Origin of the sequence: Clostridium sp., assembly GCF_034179595.1 — a bacterium.
GTDB lineage: Bacteria > Bacillota > Clostridia > Clostridiales > Clostridiaceae > Clostridium.
Window position 1 is genome coordinate 17,743 of sequence record NZ_JAXFPT010000017.1, and the last position, 20,108, is coordinate 37,850.

Consider the following 20,108-nt stretch of genomic DNA (forward strand, 5'->3'; position numbering starts at 1 on the left):
CTTAATAAGTTTCTTATTAAGTCTATTTTTTAGAAAATATTATGGATAATAATTATCTGTTAATAAAAGATTAAATTTGATACAAGTCACATTTAAAATTTTTATTTAGTGATAACATAAATAAGTAGTATAAATATAAATTACAAGGTATATAACGGGAGATGGGATTTGTGGAAAATAAGATAAGAAAAATTTTAGTTGAGATTACAAAAGATCATACTGTTTTAAAGATGGAAAATCTAATAAAAATAGCAAATGAACAATATGATGATTATTCAGATGAATTAATGAATGCTGAAGATAAAAAATATGAACGTGAAGTTGTAAATGGAGTTGAAAAAGCTGATGCAGACAGTCCTTTACACGAAAGACTAGATGATTTAGAAGAAATATCAAAGAATTTAAATAGCGTTTTTGATATTAGTAAAATAGAAGAAAATTTAAAACGTGCATATAAAGAATTTTCAAATGGATTCTGTGATATGTGTGTTGATTATTTAGATAGAGAAGAATTAAAAGAAAAATTAGCTCTTTCTTTAAGTGAATACTATAGTGATGAAGATAAAATGAATAAAATAATTGAAGATTGGATAAATCATTTAATAGGATAGATAAAAAAGGAGGGTAATTCTATATGTTTAGGGAAGATAAGGACGGAGATTTTATATATGGAAATTTATCAAATGGTAAATGGATAATAAAAGATAAGACTAAATTAATAGAAATAAAATCCCCTATAGATAAAAGAACTTTAGGTTTTGTAGAAGCTATGGATAAAGAAAATGTAGATGAAGCTATTAAAATAGCTAAAATTGCTCAAAGAAAGTGGAGAGAAGTTCCAACAAATCAAAAAGCAAGATTATTACATAATGTAGCTGATTTATTAGAAGAAAGAATAGAAGAAATAGCAGATGTTATGGTTCTTGAAATAGCTAAAGATAGAAAAAGCTGTATGTCAGAAGTTAAAAGAACTGCTGATTTAATAAGATTTACAGCAGATACAGCAGAAAATATGAGAGGAGAATCAATACCAGGAGATTCTTTTCCAGGATTTAAAAATGATAAGATATCAATAGTTACAAGAGAGCCAGTTGGAGTTGTTCTTGCAATTTCACCATTTAATTATCCTGTAAACTTAGCAGCATCTAAAATAGCGCCAGCATTAATGGCAGGCAATACAGTTGTATTTAAGCCTGCAACTCAAGGTAGCATATGTGGATTATACCTTGCAAAAGCATTTAATGAAGCTGGCTTACCAAGTGGTGTATTAAATACTATTACTGGTAAGGGAAGCGAAATAGGTGATTATGTTGTAACTCATAAAGATATAGACTTTGTTAATTTTACAGGAAGTAGTGAAGTTGGAAGAGGAATATCAAGAATTACTGAAATGAAACCACTTTTAATGGAACTTGGAGGAAAAGATGCAGCAATAGTTTTAGAAGATGCTAACTTAGATTTAGCAGCTAAAAATATAGTAGCAGGAGCATTTTCATATTCAGGTCAAAGATGTACAGCTGTTAAGAGAGTACTTGTTTTAGAATCTGTTGCAGATAAATTAAGTGAAAAGATATTAAAAGAAATGGAAAAAGTAACAGTTGGAAATCCATTAGAAGGAAATTATACTGTTGGACCATTAATATCAAGTAAAGCTTGTGACTTTGTAGAAGGTCTTATAGAAGAAGCAAAACAAAAAGGAGCTAAGCTTTTATTAGGCGGCTTAAGAGAAGGTAATACTATAATGCCAACATTATTTGATAATGTAACATTAGATATGAGAATAGCTTGGGAAGAGCCTTTTGGACCAGTTCTTCCAATAATAAGAGTTAAAGATGTTGATGAAGCAATAAAAATTGCTAATGAATCAGAATACGGACTTCAATCATCAGTATTTACTGAAGATATAAATAAAGCGTTTTATGTTGCAAATAAATTAGAAGTTGGAACAGTTCAAGTAAATAATAAAACTGAAAGAGGACCAGACCACTTCCCATTCTTAGGAGTAAAATCATCTGGAATGGGAACACAAGGTGTTGTTTACTCAATAGAAGCAATGTCAAGACCAAAAGCAACAGTTATAAACTTAAAGATGTAAAAAAAAACTCCCAAATGTTTGGGAGTTTTTTTATTGTTTAAAGAATGTATGATTTCCTATTTTTTTAGAATCTTTTTTTGATGTATTTTTCATCCAAGAGCAAGTTGCTATAGATGGATTATAGAAAAATAAGGCTTCATTAGTTGGGTCTTTACCCCTAATTGCTTCGTATACTGCATTATAACAATCTTCATTTGGTTCAGCAATAATCTGACCATTAGATACGCATGAAAATGCATTCTTTTGAAATATTACACCTGAAATAGTATTTGGGAATTTAGGGTTCATAACTCTGTTTAAAACTACAGATGCAACAGCAATTTTGCCTTGAAATGGTTCTCCTCTACTTTCACAATAAACTAGTTTTGCCATAAGTTCGATATCAGCTTTTGTAATTTTTAGCTGAGATCCATTTTGATTAAATACTTCTATATCATTTTCAGAATTTCCATTTTTAGTATTAGTATTTGATGTTTTATTATTAACATCAATTTTATCCTTTTCATCTTTAGCAGTTGTATATAATGCATCTTCTTTTAAAGATATATAATCAAACAAACTAAGAATAGAAGCATTTGCTTCTACAGATGATATTAATGTGATAGAAAGTAAAAAAATACTTATGAATTTTTTCATAAAAGACCTCCTTTTTACAAACCAGTCAAAGAATATTATGGCCAAAAAGAAGATTTATATACTATTTTTCTTTAAAAGATTGAAATTCTTTAATTGATATCTTTAGTGAATTCATAAATTCATTGTATTTTATGAATGAATTATCATACTCATTTAGTTGTTTTGGGCTTTCTTTAGAATCAATATCAGAATCTACGACATATTCAATTGAATTTATATAAGATTCATAAGTATTTATAGATTTTAATAAACTTGAATGAAGTTCTGTAGCATCCTCAGGAACGCTTAACATATAAAAATCATTTTTAATATCTTTAAAAATAGCTTTTTTGTTTGCGATATCTTCAAGTAGAATATATAAATCTCTATTATTCTTTTTAATATCTTCTAAAGCTGGTTTTAAATCATCATCAATTTCTTTAAATTTAGTTATTAATTTATCTGATGATAGCATATATGATGAATTCTTTTCTTTATTTATATCTTTTAATGTATTAACCTGAATTAATGTATCAAAATATTTATAAGTTTTATCAAAGAATTTCAAGCTATCTTCTGACATAATATTAGATATTTTAAATGTTGATAAAGACTTATTACTTTCTGTAAAACTATTTAAAGTGCCTTTGTAATCCTTAAGTTTAGTATCAAGACTTGCACTAGATTGATTCATATACATATCTAAAGCTTGCTCACAAAGTTTTATATTAAAGTTTAAGGCTTCGTTAAATTTATTTTTTGTCTCAAAAACTATCTCTTCCACTTCAAGAGAATTTGAAGTTTCTTTTACTTGATTTAATTTATTTATAATAGATGAAAGTTCATTTTGAGCAGTTTTTGAATTTATATTATTAGAATCATTTAATTTATCTAATGTTGAGTTTATCGATGAGATTTCTTTTGCTAATTTATCAATTTTTCTAATGTCATTACTAGATGGAGTTAATCTAGTTATAAACAGCAATATTAATGGTATTGAAATTGTTATTAATAAAATAGATATTATCAATTTTTTTGTCTTAATATAGTTAAAGATAGCACTTATTTTTTGTGTATATTTTCCCATTGTATCCCTCTTTTCATAATATAAATAAAGTAATCTTATAAATTATATTAATTAAGATTTAAAAATATTAGTTAAAATGATAAAAAGTAAAACTCTATTATACTAAGTGATGATTATTTGGTGTATAATTTAGGAAAGATAGAGTGAGAAGGGGTGAAATTGATGCAAGATTTTTTTATTGAAGCAATAAATTCAATTAGACATATATCTATTTTTTCAATACTAGATATATTAGTAGTTTCATATATTTTTTATAAAGGATATATGCTTATAAATGAAACAAGAGCAGTACAGCTTTTAAAGGGAATAGTGTTTATTGTTGCATTACTTCCTATAAGTTATGTATTAAGGTTAAATATGCTTTATTTTATATTAAGTAAAACTCTAACAATAGGAGTTCTTACTGTTGTTATTATATTTCAACCTGAAATTAGACGTGCACTTGAACATTTAGGTAGAACTGCTTTTGATGAAACACATAATATTACAGATGTAAAAGAGAGAGAAGAGATAGTTGAGCAGATAGTTACAGCAGTAGAAGACTTAGCTGAAACAAAAACAGGAGCATTAATTGCTATAGAACAAGGAACAGGATTAGGTGAAGTTTTAGGATCAGGAACAATAATAGATGCTCAAATTAGTTCAGCTCTTTTAGAAAATATTTTTGTTGTAAATACTCCACTTCATGATGGAGCAACAATAATAAGAAAAGATAGAATCTATGCCTCTGGATGTGTATTACCGCTTACAAATAATAATGATATAAATAAAAAGTTAGGTACTAGACATAGAGCTGGTATTGGTCTTTCAGAAGTTTCTGATGCATTAGTTATAATTGTTTCAGAAGAAACAGGTGTAATTTCACTTGCTATAGGTGGAAGATTAACTAGAAATTATGATAAAGAAAAATTAAAAAGAACTTTATTAAGCATTATGCATAATAAAGAAAATAAAAAAGTAAAATCAGTTGGTGAGAAGGTGAAAACATGGATAAGGGAAGTAAAAAACAAACATTAATTATAAAATTAGTATGTATACTTTTATCCTTTGGTCTGTGGCTTTATATAACTAATATTGAAAACCCAACAAAATCATATACTTTAAGAGGTGTACCAGTTAAATTATTGAATACTCAAACATTAAAGCAATTCAATTTAGCAATATCACCAGATCAGACCTTTGATGTAAATTTAAGTTTAGAAGGCGATACAAAAGATATCTATTCTATAGATAAAGATAAATTTTCATTAGTAGCTGATATAGGAGAATATGCCTTAAAAACTGGAATTAATAATATACCAGTTCAAGTAGTAAATTATCCAGAAAAATTAAATATAAAGAACAATGGAGATTTAGTAGTTAAAGTAAAACTAGAAAAATTAATATCTAAAAGTTTTGATGTGACATCACAAGTTCAAGTAAATTATGCATCAGGTGTATATAAAGATAAAGAAAAATTTACTGCATCAAAAGTAGAAGTATCAGGGCCAGAAAGTGCTGTAAATAAAGTAGCCAGCGTAGCTATGGTTGGTGAACTTAATGATGTAAATACAAATATAACAAAAGAATTTTTACTTGAACCTTTAGATGCAAATGGTGATGTAGTTAAGGACGTTAAGTTGAGTAAAGATAAAGAAAAAATGTCTGTATATGTTAGTAATAGTAAAACTGTAGATATAAAAACAAATTACATAGGTAGTTTACCAGATGGATATAAATTAGTTAGTACTATACCTTCAAGAAAATCAGTTGAAATTATAGGAGAAAAGAATAATATTGACTCAGTAAATTCACTTAATACTGAAGATGTAAACTTAAGTGATATAAAAAATAATACTCAAAAGAAAGTAAAAATAATTTTACCAGAAGATATTAGTTTAGCTGATGGAGATGATTATATTACTATAAATATCAATGTTGAACCAGAAAATCAAAACAATAGTAATACAAATAATCAAAGTGATAATAATACAAATACAAATGCTAATAATAACAAAAATAGTAGTACTAGCAATAATAATTCTAATAATACAAGTCATGAAGATAATTTAAAAACAACTAAATCATTTGAAATACCAGTAAATTATACTGGACTTGATAATGATATGAAAATATCTGATGAATCTAAAACAGTTAATATAACTGTAGAGGGAAATAAAGAAGATATGAGTAATATAAGTACAGCGGATTTTATATGTAATTTTGATTTAAGTAATTTTAAGCAAAGTGGAACATTTGAAGAGAATTGTAATGTGAGTATGGTAAACAGTGATCGTAAAGTATCTATATCAAATGTTGATAAAATAAAATTTACACTAGATAAAAAGTCAACACAAGCTACTACAACAGATAAGGATGAAGACAAAGATAAAGATAAAAATTCAGTATAGGAGAAAACTAGTATGGCAATAAGAATAAATAATATTATTCTAGATATAGAAGAAGATACAAAGCTTCTTAAAAAGAAGGTAGCAAAAAAGCTAAGAATAAAAGAACAAGAGATAGAATCATTTAAGATAATAAAAGAAAGCATAGATGCTAGAAAAAAAGATATAATTAAGTTTAATTATTGTATTGAAGTAAAATGTAAAAATGAAAAGAATATAGTAAATAGACTAAAAGATAATAACATAAAGTTTGAAGAAGATGAAATAATAGAAGAATTTGTTTATGGAGATAAGAAGTTAAATCATAGACCAGTTGTTATTGGTTTAGGACCAGCAGGTTTATTTGCAAGTTTAACTTTAGCAAAGCATGGATATAGACCAATAGTTTTTGAAAGAGGAGAAGACGTAGATAATAGAACAAAAACTGTTGAAGAATTTTGGAAAAGTGGAAAGCTTAATTTAAATTCTAATGTGCAATTTGGTGAAGGCGGAGCTGGAGCATTCTCTGATGGAAAGCTTACTACTAGAATAAAAGATAAAAGATGTGCTTTTGTTTTAGAAGAGCTTGTTAAAAATGGAGCACCAGAAGAAATAATGTATGTTGGAAAGCCTCATGTAGGAACAGATATACTTAAAAATGTTGTTAAAAATATAAGGGAAGAGATAAAAAGTTTAGGTGGAGAAGTTCATTTTAATTCAAAACTTGAAGGAATAAAAAAAGAAGATGGCAAGTTAAAAAGTATCATAGTAAATGGTGAGGAAATTCCTTGTGAATGTTTAATACTTGCAATTGGACATAGCTCAAGAGATACTTATGAAATGCTATATGATTCAGATATTTTAATGGAGCAAAAAGCTTTTGCTATAGGGGTTAGAATAGAACATCCTCAAGAAATTATAAATGAATCTCAGTATGGAAAGTATGCTAACCATCCAAGACTTAAGGCAGCAGATTATAGATTAACATATCAAAGTGAAAAATATAATAGAGGCATATATTCATTCTGTATGTGTCCAGGTGGAGTTGTAGTTGGTGCAGCTTCAGAAGAAGGTAGATTAGTTTCTAATGGAATGAGTTATCATGCAAGAGATTTAGAAAACGCAAACTCAGCATTAGTTGTAACAGTTGGACCAGAAGACTTTGAAGGAGATCATCCACTTGCAGGAATGGAATATCAAAGAAAGTATGAAAGTTTAGCATTTAAGTTAGGTGGAGGAGATTATAAAGCTCCAATCCAACTTATAGGTGATTTTTTAAATGATAGACAATCAACAAAGCTTGGAAGTGTTAAACCAACATATAAACCAGGCTATGCTTTTAAAGAGTTAAAAGAATGCTTGCCAGAAGTTGTAGTAAATACATTAAAAGAAGGTATACAAGTATTTGGTAAGAGAATAAAAGGATATGATATGGAAGATGGAGTTTTAACTGGAATAGAAACAAGAACATCTGCACCGGTTAGAATGCCAAGAAATGAAAGTCTTGAAAGTGTTAGTTTAGAAGGCTTCTATCCAACTGGAGAAGGAGCAGGATTTGCAGGAGGGATTATTTCAGCTGCAGTAGATGGAATAAAAGTTTCAGAAAAAATAATGCAAAAATTTAAGATTGATTAATTAAGAAAGTGGCTTTATGCCACTTTTTTTATTAAATTTTCTGACAATTTGCAATTTATATATATTTTCTGATACAATAGACATAAAGAAATTGTTATAAAATTAACGAAAAAAAATTACAATTATGAGTAAAGTATGCAAAAAACATATTGTTTAAAACGTAAAAATAAGAGGTGCATTGAAAATGAGTAGAAATTTTGATGAATTATTATCAAAGGTTAGAGAAGTAAAAACTAAAAAAGTAGCAGTAGCAGTAGCACAAGATGAACCTGTTTTAGAAGCTGTTAAATCAGCAAAAGAACAAGGAATTGCAGATGCTATATTAGTTGGAGATGAAACTAAAATACAAGAAGTAGCTGATAATATAGGACTTGATTTATCAGATTATGAAATAATACATGAAATAGATGACAAAAAAGCTGCTCTTATGGCTGTTGAATTAGTTTCAAGCGGAAAAGCAGATATGGTAATGAAGGGGTTAGTTGATACTGCAACATTTTTAAGAAGTGTATTAAATAAAGAAGTTGGATTAAGAACAGGAAAGCTTATGTCTCACGTTGCTGTTTTCGAAATAGAAGGAATAGATAGATTAATATATTTAACAGATGCGGCATTTAACACATATCCAGATTTAAAGGCTAAAAAGCAAATAATAGAAAATGCAGTATCAGTAGCTCATGCTTGTGGACTTGAAATACCAAAGGTAGCACCAATTTGTGCTGTTGAAGTTGTAAATCCAGATATGCCAGCAACTTTAGATGCATCATTATTATCAAAGATGAATGATAGAGGACAAATAAAAGGCTGTATAGTTGATGGACCTTTAGCACTTGATAATGCAATATCTGAAGAAGCAGCACATCATAAGGGAATAACAGGTCCAGTTGCAGGAAAGGCAGATGTATTAGTTCTTCCAAACATAGAAACAGCAAATGTTATGTATAAATGCTTAACTTATACATCAAGATCAAAAAACGGTGGATTATTAGTTGGAACATCAGCTCCAGTAATCTTAACATCAAGAGCAGATTCATTTGAAACAAAAGTACATTCAATTGCACTAGCAGCTTTAGTTGCTGAATCATTAAGATAATTTACTATTAGGAGGGTATAAGGGTATGTCATATAGATTATTAATTATAAATCCAGGTTCAACTTCAACTAAAATTGGAGTTTATGAAAATGAAAAAGAAATATTAGAAGAAACTTTAAGACATTCATCAGATGAAATAGCAAAATATGCAACAATATTTGATCAATTAGATTTCAGAAAAAACGTTATTTTAGATGTATTAAAAGAAAAGAATTTTGATATAACTACATTAGATGCTGTTGTGGGAAGAGGCGGAATGCTTAAGCCAATTCCAGGTGGTACTTATGAAGTTACAGAAGAATTAATAGAAGATTTAAAAAATGGTGTACAAGGACAACATGCTTCAAACTTAGGTGGAATATTATCAAGTGAAATAGCAAGTGGATTAAATATACCAGCATTTATAGTTGATCCAGTTGTTGTTGATGAATTAGAAGATGTAGCTAGAATATCAGGTGTACCAGAATTACCAAGAAGAAGTAAATTCCATGCTCTTAATCAGAAAGCAGTAGCTAAAAGATACGGAAAAGAAAGTGGACAAGGATATGAAAATTTAAATCTTATTGTTACTCATATGGGTGGTGGAGTTTCAGTAGGTGCTCACAAAAAAGGTAAAGTTGTAGATGTAAATAATGCATTAGATGGAGATGGCCCATTTTCACCTGAAAGAGCTGGAGGAGTTCCAGTTGGAGAACTTATAAATATGTGCTTTGATGGAAAGCATTCAAAGGAAGAAGTTTATAGAAAAATTGTAGGTAAAGGTGGATGCGTTGCTTACCTTAATACAAATGACTTCAGAGATGTTATAAAGATGTCTGAAGAAGGTAGCGAAAAAGCTAAATTAATATATGATGCATTCATATATCAAGTTTCAAAAGAAATAGGTTCTATGGCAACAGTTTTAGAAGGAAAAGTTGATAGAATAATCTTAACAGGTGGATTAGCTTACTCAGATAAGGTAGTTAGTGATATAAATAAGAGAGTAGGTTGGATTTCAGAAATTAAAGTTTATCCAGGAGAAGATGAATTACTTGCTTTAGCACAAGGTGCAATCAGAGTATTAAATGGAGAAGAACAAGCTAAGCAATACTAATATGATTATTGAATAAGTAAAAGAGATATGTCTATAATTTAGATATATCTCTTTTTTATATATAATATTTTAAAGTTAGGGATATTAATTAATATGGAGGTTTTTATGAGGACTAGCTTAGAATTTGAAAATAAATTGACAATGATTAGTCAGATGACAAATGATTCAAGATTTCAAATATTAGAGTATGATGAATTAAAAGGTGCAAGTGATATTGATACAGCATTTGATTTAGATATTGTAAATAGATCTGGAATAAGATTAAAGCAAGTCAGAATAATGCTAAATGAAAGTAGCGTTAAAATAGAAGCTGGAGCATTAAGTTATATGAAGGGCGATATTAAAATTACAAATAAAACAGATGGTGTAATAGGCCTTTCAAAAAAGTTTATTTCAAGTAAATTAACTGGTGAAGAAATGTTTAAACCAACTTATTCTGGAACTGGGGAGATATTCTTAGAGCCTTCATTTAAGCATTATGCATTAATAGAGCTTGAAAATGATCATATAATAGTAGATGATGGGATTTTTTTAGCATGTGAAGAAGGTGTAGATGTATCACCTACTATTCAAAAAACTATTTCATCTATGATATTTGGAAATGAGGGAGTATTTCAAACAAGAATACAAGGTGATGGGATTGTTGTTTTAGAACTTCCAGTACCAGAAAATGAAATATTTAGATGTAAATTAAATGAAGATACTTTAAAAATAGATGGTAGTTTTGCAATTTTAAGAAGTGGAGATATAGAATTTTCTGTAGAAAAATCAGCTACTTCTTTTATTGGAAGTGCAACTAGTGGAGAAGGACTTTTAAATGTTTATAGAGGAACTGGAGAAGTATGGCTTGTACCAACTAAAGTTATATATGATAAGCTTAATAATCTTGATTTAAAAGATAATTTTAAAGAAGAGGAATTTAAGTAAGTTTAAGGAACTTTAATATATTACTTTTATAATATAGTATAATTTTGTAAAATAAGATGATATAATTACAAAGGAAAAAACTTTACAATAAGTTAATGTAATTAAGATAAAGAGAAAGAGGTAAATTTTATGAGTAGAATGTTTGGAACTGATGGAGTAAGGGGAGTAGCAAATACTGAACTTACAGCAGAACTTGCATATAAACTTGGAAGAGCAGGAGCATATGTATTAACAGAAGGTGCTCATAAACCAAAGATATTGGTTGCAAAAGATACTAGAATATCAGGTGATATGTTAGAAGCTGCATTAGTTGCAGGTATATTATCAGTTGGAGCAGAAGCTATAGTGCTTGGAGTTATACCAACACCAGCTGTAGCACATTTAACTAGAGAGTATGGAGCAGATGCAGGTGTAATGATTTCAGCATCACATAATCCAGTAGAATATAATGGAATAAAATTCTTTAATAATAATGGATACAAACTTTCAGATCAATTAGAAGATGAAATACAAAGAGTAATTGAATCTGATTTTGAAGGAGTACCAAATCCAACAGGAATTTCTCTTGGAAGAGAAAAGATAGAAATATCAGCTTTAGATGATTATATTGAATTTGCTAAAAATACAATATCAGTAGATCTTAAAGGTATGAAGATTGCTTTAGATTGCGCAAATGGAGCAGCTTATAAAGCAGCTGTTGAAGCATTTAGAGATTTAGGAGCAGAAGTTTATGTTATAAATGATAATCCAGATGGAACTAATATAAATGAAAAATGTGGCTCAACTCATCCAGAAGAATTAATGGAATACGTAGTTAAAAAAGGATGCGATGTTGGATTTGCTTTTGATGGAGATGCAGATAGATGTCTAGCTGTTGATGAAAAAGGAAATCTTATAAATGGTGACTTCATTTTAACATTATGCGCTAAGTATCTTAAAGAAAATAATAAATTAAAAGATGATACTTTAGTTGTTACTGTAATGAGTAATCTAGGATTAGATATTGCATGCAAAAACTTAGGAATTAAAACTTTAAAGACTAAAGTTGGAGATAGATATGTATTAGAAGAAATGGTTAATAATGAATATGTTCTAGGTGGAGAACAATCAGGACATATAATCTTCTTAAATCACAATACAACAGGAGACGGATTAGTTACAGCACTTCAAGTTTCAGCAATAATCAAGCAAAGCAACGAATCAATAAGTTCATTATGCTCAATAATGAAAGAGCTTCCACAAGTTCTTGTGAATGCTAAAGTCCCTAATGATAAGAAAGATATTTATTTAAAGGATGCTGAAATAATAGCAGAAATAGAAAGAATGGAAAAATTAATGGATGGTAAAGGAAGAGTTTTAATAAGACCTTCAGGTACAGAACCATTAGTTAGAGTTATGCTAGAAGGAGAAAATCAAGAAGAAATTGATAAGTTAGCTCATAACCTAGCAGATATGATACTATCTAAGTGCTAATATTAAATTTATGCATGTATAATAAAGTTGATGGTAAAATTTTCATGTTTTATCATTAACTTTTTAAAGTTTATATGAAATTATTTATTAATCTTAGGAGGGATGGTTTTGATAAATAAAAAAAAGAGTAGGGATATATATATGTATTTTATACTTATATTACTTACTTTAATAACAATAGTTCCGTTATTTATCAGTGCTAATATTAGGGGTGATGATTATCTTTTTCATCTTCTTAGAATAGCTGATATAAAAAATTCTATTGTAAATGGACATGTTTTGGTTAATATAATGCCAGAATCATTATATGGTTATGGATATGCTAATGGATTATTTTATCCTGATTTATTATTATATATAGCAGCTTTTTTAAATTTAATAGGAATTAATCTTAAATTTGCATATGGAATATTTTTATCGCTATGTACATTAGCATCAACATTTTCAATGTTTATTTGTATAAAGAAAATATCAAATAATAAAAATACAGCATTATATTCAACAGTAATATATATTTTTGCACAATATAAAATAACTGATCTATACTTTAGATCTGCTGTTGGAGAATACATATCTTTTATATTTATTCCAATAGTATTATTAGGTGTTTATGAATTATTATATAGGAATTATAAAAAGTGGTATATACTTTCAATTGGTATGAGTGGAATTCTTTTATCACATCTTTTATCAGTATTTATAGTAGTTATTATGTGTGTATTAATTTATATATTAAATATACATAAGTTAATACAAAAACCAAAAAGAGTTTTGTATTCTATAATAGCAGCAATCACAACTTTACTAATAACAGCATATACTTGGATACCAATAATAGAACAAATGTTGTCTAGCAAATTTAATGTTCAACAAGCTGAACCATTTGCATATGATAGATCTGTATCTATAGAAGATATCTTAACATTTAATAGAAATTCAAGATTTTTTATTGGATTAGTAATAGTAATTTTATCATTGTTATACATAGTTGCAATAATGAAAAAGAAAAATAGTTTATTTATGTTTAGTTGTTTTATTGTTGGAGTATTATCTTTAATATTAACAATAAAAACGCCATTTTTAAAAATTGTAAGTGATAATTTTAAATTATTCAATCAAATACAATTTGCATGGAGAATGGGATTAATAGCTACTTTATTGCTTTCATTTATTGCAGGATATAGCATAGATAAAATATTTTCAGAAAAATATAAATATGTAATTGTAATAGCTATATCATTAATTTCTATTGTAAATTTAATGGCCTATAAAAAATATTATAGAATACAAAATATAGACTTTGATAATTTTTCTGCTAAATATTCAGATTATATAGGAGCTGGTAAAGAATATTTACCAGAAGGTGCAGACGTAAAAAAAATAAAAGAACGTGGAAATATAGTAACAAGTAATGATAAAGGATTTAAATATAGCAATTATATAAAGAGAGGTTGTTATATAAGCTTAGATTATAAGGTTAATAAAGATGATGCTTATATAGATTTACCGTTATTATATTATAAAGGATATACGTTTAAGATAATATCATCAAATAATGATGAAAAAGAATTTGGTAATGTATCACATAGTAATGAAATGTATATAAGAGTTAATGTTGGAAATATAAAAGAAGGAAGTTTAGTTGTTGATTATACAGGAACTAAATTAATGAAATTAGGCTATTTAGTAACTATACTAACTATAATTACATTGATTATATATATTATAAGATTAAGAAAATACGATAGCTTTAAGATCAAAAAAATACGATAGGTTAAAAAAAGAAGTTATATTTTATAACTTCTTTTTTTAATAATTAGGATTTATTATTTTAATAATTCTTTCTAAAGGTAAAAGTTTTAATATAACCATACAAATTACCATTTCTCCAGCTACTAGAGGTAGGTTTACAACGATTGAATAAAGTACAGAGCCCATATTTGCTGGAGCATATTGTCCAAAGAATACTACTCCTGATATAAAATGACATAAGAATTTAGAGAAAAATGCAACGAATACACCAAGGTATTTTCGATTTCTAAAGAAACCTGCAAGTCCCATAGCCATTGATGGTAATGGATAATCAAATAACATTTGTATTGGGTGTATTATGTATGGATCAGTAAGTAAATTTATTAGACCATATAAAAATCCAGTTAAGAATCCAACTTCTTTACCATAAGCAAAAGTTATGATAAGTATTGGAACCATACAACCTAAAGTAATGCTACCACCTTGAGGAAATCTATATATCTTAAAAATATTAAGTATCGTTGAAAGTGCTAATGCTATAGAAATATGTGTAATCATTCTTGCATTGAATTTAATTTTTCTAAATTTAAATAATGCAAAAAATAAAACCAGGCAAGCTATTATTGTAAGTAGTGTCATAGGATTTTCAAGGATTGTCCCAAATTTTGCTCCTATATCATTTAAAAAATTCATAAAAAAAAACCTCCTATATTTGTGCTAGAAGGACGTGTGAAAACTAAATTGCTTTCCTACGCTGGTATTAGCCAGATCAGGTTAAAGGGTTAATGCAAGCGCATTTCTCAGCCAACTTTTGGCACCCCTAGCACAGTTAAAATTATATAATTATAGTTTAATTTTATTATTAATTCAATATAATGTCAATAAAATACAAAAATAGTATAAAACAAAGGTAGTATAAAACAATAATAAATGTAGCAAAATTATAATATCATTAAATTATTGACAGTTTAGAGATTATATATTATTATATAAATATAATTAATTGTATAAAATTTAATTGAGTTAAATATAAATTATTTTAATGTGATTCGGAGGTTTTATTATGAATAATGAACAAAAAGAAATGTTATTAAAGTTACAACAAACAGAATTAGATGGAGTAGTTATTTATCAAAAATTAGCAGAGTTAGAAGAACTAAAAGATATAAAAGATCAATTATTAGAAATGGCTGCTGATGAAGGAAGACATGCATCTTTAATAAGATCATATACTCAAGAAGTCCTAAAACCAAGTAGCAAACAAGCTGAAGAAACTATAAAATTATTTAATAGTGTCGGAAAAGTAAAAACTTTTGAAATGATGTCAGAAGGAGAACTTAAGGGTGGTCCTATGTATGAAGAAATAGGAAAGCATTTTGAAAAATTAAAAGATATTGCAAAAGATGAAGTAAAACATGGAAATATGCTAAAAGGTTTTATTTCTAGATAATTTAAGATTTTATATTAAAAAGTACATATAAGAGAAAAATGTTTTAAGTATTAGTACTAAATTAAAGAGCTATAATAGTAATGAAGATCTATTATAGCTCTTTTAAATTTTAATTTTAAAATATGAGTTTTGTAGTATTATATTATTAGTAAATATTTATTAGAAAGCACTAATAAGAAAGGATATTAATATGAAAGTAATTGACTTAACTCATTTTGTAGAAGAAGAAATGACTGTATATTGTGAAGAAGAAAGTGCAAACATAAAGCCTTTATACAAGGTAGAAGAGTGTGGATTTAATGTTTTAACAGTTGAATTATCAACTCACACTGGAACTCATATTGATTCTGCAAGACACATATTTAAAGATGGAGCTACTATAGATGATTTTGATTTAAATAAATTTATAGGTGATGCATATATAATTGATTGTACTAATATGCAAGAAATAACTTTAGAAACAATACTAAAACATAAAAAACAAATAGAAGGCGTAGATTATTTAATCTTAAAGACAGGTTGGGAAGATAAGTGGTATACAGAAGCATATCTTGAGGGATACCCTATATTATCTGATGAAGCGTGTGAATTTTTAAGTAATATAGAAACTTTAAGTGGAATAGGTTTAGATTGTATTTCAGTAGATAGTAGAGGAAAAGATGTAAAAAATCATAGAATTCTATTATCAAAAGGAAAGATGTTAATAGAAAATCTTTGCAATGTTAAGGATTTAAATGAAAAATGTAAAATAATAATAGCACCTTTAAAGGTTAGAAATGCAGATGGGGCACCAACTAGAGTATATGCACTTGAAGAATAGCAGAATTTGACTAAATAGGATAGATAACTTTTAAAAGGTATCAAAATTATTTTAAATAAAACTTTTAAAATAATAAAAAAATTGATATGATATATAAATAAACAAGCAGTCTTAGTAATTTTATAAGAATACTAGGATATTATGAATTTCTTAATTAGAATTAATTTTTTAAAAATATAATTCTAAAAAAGAGGGGGAAAAAGTTTGGAGATTTATTTAGACAATGCCGCTACCACAAAACCTTATGAAGAAGTCATAGATGTTATGGTAGAAGGAATGAGAGAATACTATGGAAATCCATCATCTCTACATGAAGTTGGAATTAAATCAGAAAAAAAGGTAAATGAAGCTAGAGAAGTAATAGCTAATACTATAAATGCATCAAAAGATGAAATTTATTTCACTTCAGGTGCAAGTGAAGGTAATAACTGTATTATAAAAGGAATACCAAGAAGTGGTCATCATGTAATTACTACTAGATTTGAACATCATTCAGTTTTAAAAGCTTTTGAAGAAATAGAAAAGAACGGAGTTAGAGTAACTTATTTAGATGTAGATGAAAACGGACTAATTTCATTAGAAGAATTAAGTAACGCTATATGTAAAGATACTGTTTTAATTTCTATAATGTTTGTTAATAATGAAATGGGTGCTATACAGGATATAGAAAAAATAGGTAAGCTTATTAAAGAAAAGAGTAGTAGAGCTAAATTTCATGTTGATGCGGTACAAGCTTATGGAAAATTTCCTATAGATGTTAAAAAGATGAACATAGATATGCTTACAACTACAGGTCATAAATTCCATGGACCTAAAGGAACAGGTTTCTTATACTTAAGAAAAGGAATAATACCTAACTCTCTTATACATGGAGGAAGTCAAGAAAGTGGATTAAGAGCTGGTACTCAAAATGTCCCAGGCATAATGGCACTTAAAAAGGCTGCTGAAATTTCAGTTAAGCATATGAGTGAAAATTATGAAAAAGTATTAAATTTAAAAAGATACATGCTTGATAAACTTAAAGAATTTGATAATGTAAGAATCAATAGTATTGATGATAGTAATCACTCACCTTATATTTTAAATGTATCATTTATAGGAGTTAGAGCTGAAGTATTACTACATATGTTAGAAGAAGATCATATATACGTATCAACTGGATCTGCATGTACATCAAAGACAAGCATTGCAAGTGGAAGCTATGTAATAAAAGCTTTAGGATTAAATAATAAAGATGCAGAAGGAGCAATCAGATTTTCATTTAGTGAATATAATTCAGAAGAAGAGATCGATAGAGTAATAGATAAACTAAGAAGCTCATTAAATTTCTTAAGGAGGATAAAAAGATGAGAAAACTAATATTAGTTAAGTATGCACCAGAGATATTTTTAAAAGGATTAAATAAAAATAAATTTGAAAAAAGATTAAGAGATAACATCAAAAAGAAGCTTAAAGGATTAGAGTTTGAAATAATAAATGACCAAAATAGATATTTCATACAAGCTGAAGATTTAGAACAATGTGTTGAAAGAGTTAAAAAAGTTTTTGGTATAGCAGAAGTATGTATTGTAACAGAAATAGAAAGAGATATGGATGCTATAAAGGCTGAAGCTCTTAAGAAAGTACAAGAAATGAAGCCAAAAACATTTAAAATTGCAACTAATAGAGCAAATAAACAATTCCCTAAAAACTCTATGGAAACATCAAGAGAAATTGGAGCATATGTATTAAAGAACTATGAAGGTGATCTTTCTGTTGATGTAAAGAATCCAGAATGTTTAGTTAATGTTGAAATAAGAGATAAAGCTTATATCTATACAAGTGCTGATAAAGTAAAAGCAGTAGGTGGTCTTCCATATGGAATGAACGGAAGTACTATGCTTATGCTTTCAGGTGGAATTGACTCACCAGTAGCAGGATATCTTATGGCAAGAAGAGGTGTAGAACTTAACTGTATATATTATCACAGTCACCCTTATACATCTGAAAGAGCTAAAGATAAAGTAAAAGATTTAGCAAAAATATTAAGTAATTATACTGAAAGAGTTAGATTATTTATAGTACCTTTTACAGATATACAAATGGATATAATAAATAAATGCCCTCAAGATGAACTTACAATCATAATGAGAAGATTTATGATGAGAGTTGCATGTGCAGTAGCTGAAAGAGAAGGAATACAATCAATTTCAAGTGGAGAAAGTATTGGTCAAGTAGCAAGCCAAACAATGGAAGGACTTGTTGTAAGTACAGATTGTGCAGATAGACCTGTATTTAGACCACTTATAGCTATGGATAAGGGAGATATAATGGATATAGCAAGAGAAATAGGAACATATGAAACATCAATACTTCCTTATGAAGATTGTTGTACAATCTTTGTACCAAAACATCCAAAGACAAAACCAAGAGTAGAAGGAATCAGAAAATCAGAGGCTCCTTTAGATATAGATGCATTAGTTGAAAAAGCTATTGATGATATGGAAGTTGTAGTATTTTAATATGTAAATGGGGAAAATGTAAAAGTTGGACAAAAACTATACATTTCCAATCAAACTAGATATTTCAGTAAAAGAATAAGTAATTTTTATTTAAGTTTTAATATAAACGAAACTTCTAATTTAGATATACTAAATTTTTATTTATATTTGAGTGACTTAAGGTTTACAGGAAAATTATTAATTAAATTTGACGTAATAATTGGAGATATAAATGGAAATATAGTTTTAAATAAAGCGTTATCATATTCGATAAACTCACGAGATATTTGCAAATATATTTGTATAGATCTATTAAATATTATTAGAAACAATGGTATTTCGGATATATATGAGATCATTATAAATGTTTCAGCTCAAAGTCAAGGTACTGCATTATTTAGTTCAAGTAATACTAGACAAACTCCATATGTTTTATTAAGAACAGAATTTACTCCAACAGGACCAACAGGAATGCCAGGACTAACAGGACCAACAGGACCACAGGGCCCACAAGGCCCACAAGGAATTCAAGGACCAACAGGAGCAACTGGTATACAAGGTCCACAAGGAGCACAAGGTCCAACAGGAGCAACAGGTCCACAAGGACCACAAGGAATTCAAGGTGCAACAGGAGTAACAGGATTGCAAGGTCTGCAAGGACTTCAAGGAGTAGCAGGAAGTTCAGCAATTATTCCATATGCATCAGGATTACCAGTAACTTTAACTATTATTGCAGGAGGATTAGTTGGCACAACAGCTCTTGTTGGATTTGGTAATTCAGCAAATGGAGTAAGTATACTTGGAGGAACTATAGATTTATCAGGAGCATCAATAGTAGCAGGAACACCTATTAATATGGCATTTTCAGCTCCAAGAGATGGAACAATAACAGCAATAAGTGCATATTTCAGTGTTACTACAGCGCTAAGTATTACTGGAACAACAGTAACTATAACAGCTCAATTATATCGATCAACAACTCCAAACAACACATTTACAGCTGTACCAGGAGCAGTGGTAACATTAGCACCAGCATTAACAGGATTATTAGCAATTGGAGCTTCTAGTAATGGCTTAATTACAGGACTTAATATACCTGTAACTTCACAAACAAGGTTATTGTTAGTATTCTCAGCAACTGCAACAGGTCTTAGTTTAGCTCAAACTATAATTGGATATGCAAGCGGAGGAGTAGCAATATCATAAAATTAATTAAAATAAA

18 protein-coding genes and 1 riboswitch are annotated in these 20,108 nt (G+C 28.0%); of the genes, 15 read left to right on the forward strand and 3 right to left on the reverse strand.

Going from position 1 to position 20,108, the window contains the following annotated elements; genetic code table 11:
- Window positions 1-170: 170 nt before the first annotated feature.
- Both SPJ33_RS01870 and SPJ33_RS01875 read left to right on the forward strand, forming a co-directional pair.
- The gene (locus tag SPJ33_RS01870) at window positions 171-611 is read left to right on the forward strand and encodes a hypothetical protein (protein ID WP_321116273.1); all 441 of its coding nucleotides are present in this window, start codon (window positions 171-173) and stop codon (window positions 609-611) included.
- Between the two features lie 23 nt (window positions 612-634).
- Complete coding sequence (locus SPJ33_RS01875) at window positions 635-2,095, forward strand: NADP-dependent glyceraldehyde-3-phosphate dehydrogenase (RefSeq protein WP_321116274.1); 1,461 nt, start codon at window positions 635-637, stop codon at window positions 2,093-2,095.
- A 30-nt stretch (window positions 2,096-2,125) separates the two neighbouring features.
- Here the strand turns inward: SPJ33_RS01875 and SPJ33_RS01880 are convergent, their stop codons facing one another.
- A complete protein-coding gene (locus SPJ33_RS01880; protein WP_321116275.1) occupies window positions 2,126-2,731 on the reverse strand; it encodes a cell wall hydrolase in 606 nt (201 codons plus the stop codon).
- Window positions 2,732-2,792: 61 nt separating this feature from the next.
- On the reverse strand, window positions 2,793-3,797 hold the full coding sequence (locus SPJ33_RS01885) for a hypothetical protein (protein WP_321116276.1): 1,005 nt from the start codon (window positions 3,795-3,797) through the stop codon (window positions 2,793-2,795).
- A gap of 162 nt (window positions 3,798-3,959) precedes the next feature.
- On the opposite strand from SPJ33_RS01885, the gene cdaA reads away from it, so the two are divergent.
- The 8 genes from cdaA (at window position 3,960) to SPJ33_RS01925 (ending at window position 14,157) form a co-directional block, all read left to right on the forward strand.
- On the forward strand, window positions 3,960-4,814 hold the full coding sequence (cdaA, locus tag SPJ33_RS01890) for a diadenylate cyclase CdaA (protein WP_321116277.1): 855 nt from the start codon (window positions 3,960-3,962) through the stop codon (window positions 4,812-4,814).
- Entirely contained in the window at window positions 4,784-6,187 is a 1,404-nt protein-coding gene (locus tag SPJ33_RS01895) for a YbbR-like domain-containing protein (protein WP_321116278.1), read from the forward strand. The genes cdaA and SPJ33_RS01895 overlap by 31 nt, the downstream gene beginning before the upstream one ends.
- A gap of 12 nt (window positions 6,188-6,199) precedes the next feature.
- Entirely contained in the window at window positions 6,200-7,798 is a 1,599-nt protein-coding gene (locus SPJ33_RS01900) for an NAD(P)/FAD-dependent oxidoreductase (protein ID WP_321116279.1), read from the forward strand.
- A gap of 184 nt (window positions 7,799-7,982) precedes the next feature.
- The gene (gene ptb / locus SPJ33_RS01905; RefSeq protein WP_321116280.1) at window positions 7,983-8,891 is read left to right on the forward strand and encodes a phosphate butyryltransferase; all 909 of its coding nucleotides are present in this window, start codon (window positions 7,983-7,985) and stop codon (window positions 8,889-8,891) included.
- Between the two features lie 25 nt (window positions 8,892-8,916).
- Window positions 8,917-9,984: a butyrate kinase gene (buk, locus tag SPJ33_RS01910; protein ID WP_321116281.1), complete on the forward strand. Its 1,068-nt coding sequence runs from the start codon at window positions 8,917-8,919 to the stop codon at window positions 9,982-9,984.
- 105 nt (window positions 9,985-10,089) lie between these two features.
- Window positions 10,090-10,911 carry an AIM24 family protein gene (locus tag SPJ33_RS01915; RefSeq protein ID WP_321116282.1) on the forward strand — a complete coding sequence of 274 codons (822 nt, stop codon included), beginning with the start codon at window positions 10,090-10,092 and terminating at the stop codon, window positions 10,909-10,911.
- 129 nt (window positions 10,912-11,040) lie between these two features.
- Window positions 11,041-12,384, forward strand: coding sequence for a phosphoglucosamine mutase (gene glmM / locus SPJ33_RS01920; RefSeq protein WP_321116283.1), 1,344 nt, complete (start codon window positions 11,041-11,043; stop codon window positions 12,382-12,384).
- Between the two features lie 108 nt (window positions 12,385-12,492).
- Window positions 12,493-14,157, forward strand: coding sequence for a DUF6541 family protein (locus SPJ33_RS01925; protein ID WP_321116284.1), 1,665 nt, complete (start codon window positions 12,493-12,495; stop codon window positions 14,155-14,157).
- Window positions 14,158-14,193: 36 nt separating this feature from the next.
- Here SPJ33_RS01925 and thiT read toward each other — a convergent pair whose 3' ends face one another.
- Window positions 14,194-14,829 (reverse strand): energy-coupled thiamine transporter ThiT, encoded by a 636-nt coding sequence (gene thiT, locus SPJ33_RS01930; protein WP_321116285.1) that lies wholly within the window; start codon window positions 14,827-14,829, stop codon window positions 14,194-14,196.
- 36 nt (window positions 14,830-14,865) lie between these two features.
- Window positions 14,866-14,968: riboswitch (TPP riboswitch) on the reverse strand.
- Between the two features lie 231 nt (window positions 14,969-15,199).
- Here thiT and SPJ33_RS01935 point away from each other — a divergent pair.
- The 5 genes from SPJ33_RS01935 (at window position 15,200) to SPJ33_RS01955 (ending at window position 20,092) form a co-directional block, all read left to right on the forward strand.
- Complete coding sequence (locus tag SPJ33_RS01935; protein ID WP_321116286.1) at window positions 15,200-15,586, forward strand: ferritin family protein; 387 nt, start codon at window positions 15,200-15,202, stop codon at window positions 15,584-15,586.
- 190 nt (window positions 15,587-15,776) lie between these two features.
- Complete coding sequence (locus SPJ33_RS01940) at window positions 15,777-16,406, forward strand: cyclase family protein (RefSeq protein WP_321116287.1); 630 nt, start codon at window positions 15,777-15,779, stop codon at window positions 16,404-16,406.
- Between the two features lie 204 nt (window positions 16,407-16,610).
- Complete coding sequence (locus SPJ33_RS01945) at window positions 16,611-17,756, forward strand: cysteine desulfurase family protein (RefSeq protein ID WP_321116288.1); 1,146 nt, start codon at window positions 16,611-16,613, stop codon at window positions 17,754-17,756.
- Complete coding sequence (gene thiI, locus SPJ33_RS01950) at window positions 17,753-18,907, forward strand: tRNA uracil 4-sulfurtransferase ThiI (RefSeq protein ID WP_321116289.1); 1,155 nt, start codon at window positions 17,753-17,755, stop codon at window positions 18,905-18,907. The genes SPJ33_RS01945 and thiI overlap by 4 nt, the downstream gene beginning before the upstream one ends.
- 147 nt (window positions 18,908-19,054) lie before the next feature.
- A complete protein-coding gene (locus SPJ33_RS01955) occupies window positions 19,055-20,092 on the forward strand; it encodes an exosporium glycoprotein BclB-related protein (RefSeq protein ID WP_321116290.1) in 1,038 nt (345 codons plus the stop codon).
- Window positions 20,093-20,108 lie beyond the last annotated feature (16 nt).

What these genes read in the sequence shown, in the direction of transcription:
- SPJ33_RS01875 (WP_321116274.1), top strand. Translation starts at nt 635, where the DNA reads ATGTTTAGGGAAGATAAGGACGGAGATTTTATATATGGAAATTTATCA.
- SPJ33_RS01880 (WP_321116275.1), bottom strand. Translation starts at nt 2,731, where the DNA reads ATGAAAAAATTCATAAGTATTTTTTTACTTTCTATCACATTAATATCA.
- SPJ33_RS01885 (WP_321116276.1), bottom strand. Translation starts at nt 3,797, where the DNA reads ATGGGAAAATATACACAAAAAATAAGTGCTATCTTTAACTATATTAAG.
- cdaA (WP_321116277.1), top strand. Translation starts at nt 3,960, where the DNA reads ATGCAAGATTTTTTTATTGAAGCAATAAATTCAATTAGACATATATCT.
- SPJ33_RS01895 (WP_321116278.1), top strand. Translation starts at nt 4,784, where the DNA reads ATGGATAAGGGAAGTAAAAAACAAACATTAATTATAAAATTAGTATGT.
- SPJ33_RS01900 (WP_321116279.1), top strand. Translation starts at nt 6,200, where the DNA reads ATGGCAATAAGAATAAATAATATTATTCTAGATATAGAAGAAGATACA.
- ptb (WP_321116280.1), top strand. Translation starts at nt 7,983, where the DNA reads ATGAGTAGAAATTTTGATGAATTATTATCAAAGGTTAGAGAAGTAAAA.
- buk (WP_321116281.1), top strand. Translation starts at nt 8,917, where the DNA reads ATGTCATATAGATTATTAATTATAAATCCAGGTTCAACTTCAACTAAA.
- SPJ33_RS01915 (WP_321116282.1), top strand. Translation starts at nt 10,090, where the DNA reads ATGAGGACTAGCTTAGAATTTGAAAATAAATTGACAATGATTAGTCAG.
- glmM (WP_321116283.1), top strand. Translation starts at nt 11,041, where the DNA reads ATGAGTAGAATGTTTGGAACTGATGGAGTAAGGGGAGTAGCAAATACT.
- thiT (WP_321116285.1), bottom strand. Translation starts at nt 14,829, where the DNA reads ATGAATTTTTTAAATGATATAGGAGCAAAATTTGGGACAATCCTTGAA.
- SPJ33_RS01935 (WP_321116286.1), top strand. Translation starts at nt 15,200, where the DNA reads ATGAATAATGAACAAAAAGAAATGTTATTAAAGTTACAACAAACAGAA.
- SPJ33_RS01940 (WP_321116287.1), top strand. Translation starts at nt 15,777, where the DNA reads ATGAAAGTAATTGACTTAACTCATTTTGTAGAAGAAGAAATGACTGTA.
- thiI (WP_321116289.1), top strand. Translation starts at nt 17,753, where the DNA reads ATGAGAAAACTAATATTAGTTAAGTATGCACCAGAGATATTTTTAAAA.